Annotated in this window: 5 protein-coding genes; all 5 read left to right on the top strand. The window is 31.1% G+C overall.

Features of this window, described 5'->3' with window-relative positions:
* Nucleotides 1–400: 400 nt before the first annotated feature.
* The gene (locus tag CDOM16189_RS07880; protein WP_170000943.1) at nucleotides 401–1456 is read left to right on the top strand and encodes a hypothetical protein; all 1056 of its coding nucleotides are present in this window, start codon (nucleotides 401–403) and stop codon (nucleotides 1454–1456) included.
* The gene (locus tag CDOM16189_RS07875) at nucleotides 1453–1599 is read left to right on the top strand and encodes a hypothetical protein (protein ID WP_169976004.1); all 147 of its coding nucleotides are present in this window, start codon (nucleotides 1453–1455) and stop codon (nucleotides 1597–1599) included. The genes CDOM16189_RS07880 and CDOM16189_RS07875 overlap by 4 nt, the downstream gene beginning before the upstream one ends.
* A 275-nt stretch (nucleotides 1600–1874) precedes the next feature.
* Nucleotides 1875–2285 (top strand): hypothetical protein, encoded by a 411-nt coding sequence (locus tag CDOM16189_RS07870; RefSeq protein ID WP_170000942.1) that lies wholly within the window; start codon nucleotides 1875–1877, stop codon nucleotides 2283–2285.
* A gap of 3 nt (nucleotides 2286–2288) precedes the next feature.
* The gene (locus CDOM16189_RS07865) at nucleotides 2289–2792 is read left to right on the top strand and encodes a Tle-like phospholipase domain-containing protein (protein WP_169976008.1); all 504 of its coding nucleotides are present in this window, start codon (nucleotides 2289–2291) and stop codon (nucleotides 2790–2792) included.
* Nucleotides 2743–4036, top strand: a 1294-nt coding sequence (locus CDOM16189_RS07860) for a calcium-binding protein (protein ID WP_170000941.1), incomplete at its 3' end; no start/stop codon positions are given. The genes CDOM16189_RS07865 and CDOM16189_RS07860, both read left to right, overlap by 50 nt.

The raw sequence follows: 4036 nt of genomic DNA, 5'->3' as shown, positions 1-4036 counted from the left end.
TTTTTCCTTAAATTTTTCTTATTTTTTCCTTAAATTTCTTATCAATTCTGTTCTATTCTGAAAAAAGTGTGTCGAATTTGTGTCGCTACGCTTTATACTCTTAGCGACACACTTTTATATTAAATCTATTATAAGACAGTTATATTGATATCTATGGTTTAAATAAAACTATTGTTTACTTTTTAGTTGCTGGTTCTAATCCAAACGATGACTTATAAAGTCAGTTATAATTTATCACTATATATGACTATCAATATATCTTGAGTTTATCTCTGTTTGTCATAAGACTAAGTTAGATACTTTAAGACTCCATTAAAGTTGTCAGTAATAAAATATTACTATTGTAAAAAAGCTTTTTATGTTTAATTTAAATTTGCATATAACTTTTTAAAGGACTGATATGCATCCCGCAACTCCTTTTTTTATAATCCTAATACTTCTTATCGTAACTTTCTTTATGACTTTAATCAGACCCAAAGGCATACGTAAGCTAAGAGCGCTTCTTATATGGTTTTTAGTGTTTTTTGGAGATTTGTTGGTAATTTGGATTGTTGGTTATTATTATAGCTATAAGTATGCAAATATAAATATCTATGACGAGCCTAGTATAAATGCTTATTATTTGGGAGAGAGTAAAATTATGAAGGATAATATATATAATTTCCCTGTATTATATCCTACTACAACTAGATTATTCAATTTTCCCGAAAACGTAACCGATGCAAATTTTATATCTTTAATGAACGGCTATGTGGATTTTATAGACTATAAGGAAAAAAGCGAAAACAATGCCACAAACGGTAAGTATTTTAGAATTTATCTTGATAACGATGGGGCTAAAGAGTGTTACTTATCTACTAGCATAAGTGTTAAAACCTTTTTAAAAAACATCTCAAACAGCCTAATAACTCCTGATGAGCTAGAAAGGTTTTATAACGAACTTAATTCAAACAAAAAAGACGAGAAACAAATTATTAAAGATGTAGAGATACTAATTCAAGATAGAAATAAATCAATAACGGATACAAAAATACCTAAAGAAGTGATAGATTTCATAAAAGACGGAATGAAAAGTCTCAAAGAGATCTACAAAGATAAATGTATAGCCCGTAAAGAAATTTCAGAAGATGAGATAGCTCCTATTGAGATTTTAACCCAAGATCCTCATAGTCGACCGATGGAACTTAAACCTAATATAACAACTATATTTGATAATTTACTTGGAATACGTTTTAACTACGGAGGAATTATAAAAGATAGAAACACAGGTAAGATATTGGCGGATAATATATATATTATGGTTAGATATAAAGGCATAATGGTAGAGAGTCTTATAAAAGCAGTTGGTAGTCAATCAAGAATATCTTCAACCCGCTGTGACGGCGGCAAGAAGTATCATTTAGAAGAGTGCAATACTAAACTAATAACAGAATTCTTTGGAAAGGATAAGAGATGAGAAAGTTTGAAGTGTTAAAGACTTATGCTGAGCTAGCTTGGGCGGGGTATAAAGAATTTAAAACTGAAGATGCTACTGGTACAATTGTCTTGGTGACAGATGTAAAAGTAAAAGACGTTTTTAGAATTGAAGATGTTTTATGATCTTAGTCTATCCTCTTTACTTATTATTTTTTATAGTGATCTTTAGATTATTAAAAATAAAACCCAAATTTACAGTTTCTATGTTAATTTTATTTTTACCTTGGAGCGGGTTTTTTGGTTCCAAGATTGCGGCAGGTTATTATTGTGGTAATCTGGATCATTTTATTATTCCCGTGAAAAAAGGAAAAATATTTTATCTAGACGATTCCATTATGTCATACGGCTGGATTAATGAAAATAAATTGTATCCTTATATAAAAAAAAGTTCGTGGCTTGTGGAAGATTATTTTCCTGTTATAGGAGTTAAAAAAGATACCGGGGTAGATATTTTAGATATCGTCGAGTTAGATAGTGATAGTGAATTTTTTAAAGACGGTATAGGCTTAGATAAAAAATATGAATATAGACTAAAAAATCATGAAAATTTAGACTATAAATTTGACTACAATATAACTACGATGGAAATAAAATTTCCAAAAATAGTAACTAATTTTATAAGCGGCTTTTATTTGGCCGTCATCGATAATAAAACGGGTCAAGCTATCGCAAAAAGACCTGTCATAAAAAGTATATATGATTATCCTTTTTTAAATACGGGCACTGGGGAGTTTTGGTTTCAAAGCAGGGAAGCTTGCGGAGTCAATGATTTGTTTTATGAAAAACTGTTTAACACTATTAAGGAGTAAATTATGTCAAATTCAATTGAAAAAGTGACCAAATACGGAGAGCTATCAGAGCTTATATATGAGAATCAGAAAAAGGGGTTAACGGATGACAAGAATTATGAAGTATTAAGTATATCTGAAAATAAAGGGACAGGATTTTACGCAACTCTTTATAAAGATTTGAAAACAAAAGAATATGTTTTGGCTTTTAGAGGAACAAATGAAATAAAAGACGCTAAAAGTTGGTATGGCGAAAAAACTCCTCAATATTATGATGCGGTTAAGTTTTTGAATGAATCTATATCTAACTTTAACATCGACAAGTCTAAATTAACTCTAACGGGACATAGTTTAGGTGGTATATTAACTGCTCAGCTGGGATTGGAATTTGGTATTAGAGGGTATACTTACAATCCTTTTGGGGCTAATCTTTTAAACTACCAAGAGTATGAAATATATTCTGAAATTATGAAAGACTTTGCTAAAAGCAACATCTACAACATATCTTACCAAGACGAAGGTGCTTGAAACGGTGATATTCTTTCAAATTTTACAACAAACATCGTTGGTGGTCATCTTGGATATTTTATCCAGATTTTTGGTAAAAAATATGGGGTATAATTTTCTTGCCGGTCACAGCATAACCACACTAAACCAAGCCATAAAAGAGCAAAATGACATCTTAAAACATTTTAACTCTAATATAACTTATAAAGAGTTAACACTTGCATATTTATCTACAGCACTTATTCATAAAGGCAAAGGTTATGAAAAATTAAATGAAGAATTTAAAAAGCTAGGGGTTGATAATGCAGCCGAAAATTCATTAAGCTTGGATATCTTAACTAAAGATTCATCCCTTGCTTCTATATTCTCAAGCTCTTCTATTCCTATTGAAAATTTATACGCCCTAATAAACCTAAACCCTTTTATAGTATCGGGCGTATCCTCTGAAGCTTACACTGAACTTGAAAAGCATAAAGACGAATACTCATATAGCTATATAACAAATAAAACAAAGATGCTTAAACTGGCTCTTGATAATAAAGAGCCTATAAACGGAATATATTTTAAAGACTATGAAACAAATACGGATATAGATACTACCGAGGACTTTAATGGCATGTATGATGAATATCATTTCGGAACAAATTCAAACGATACCATTAATCCTATCGGAACAAAGATTAGTTTAGATAAAAACTATATCTACACCCTAGCGGGTAACGATAACATAATAGTTCCTAAGGGAGATAACTACATCGAAGCGGGATCTGGTTCAGACACCATTGATCTTAGAAACTCAAAGGGCAATAATATAATATATGCGGACAGTAAAAACTCTAGTGACGGTAAAGATGATGGAGATGATACTATCTATGGAGGAGAGGGAGTAGATACTATCTACGGCGGTAAAGGCAACGACACCTACTACGTAGGAGACAAAGACATAATCTTTGATAGTGACGCAAAAGGAAGCGTAATATTTGAAGGAGTTACTTTAAAAGGCGGAGTGTATGATAAAGATAAAGGTGTATATATAGATGATACCGATAACTTGATAACATATAGAATAAACGGAGATGATAAGGCTACCTTGATAGTTCAAAAAGAGGGTAAGAGTTTAACCATAAATAACTATACGAAAAGTAGTAAGGATTTGGGAATTAATCTTGTAAGCAGTGCAGTATCGGTCCTTGTTTCAGACTCATCGGCCGTAGAGGCTAACCAAAAAATGAACTTTAATATATCTTTAGACAGAAAGCTTGAAG

The organism is Campylobacter sp. RM16189 (assembly GCF_012978815.1).
Lineage (GTDB): Bacteria > Campylobacterota > Campylobacteria > Campylobacterales > Campylobacteraceae > Campylobacter_A.
The sequence above is the reverse complement of the archived record's forward strand: the minus strand, read 5'-3'. Positions and strand labels throughout refer to the sequence as shown.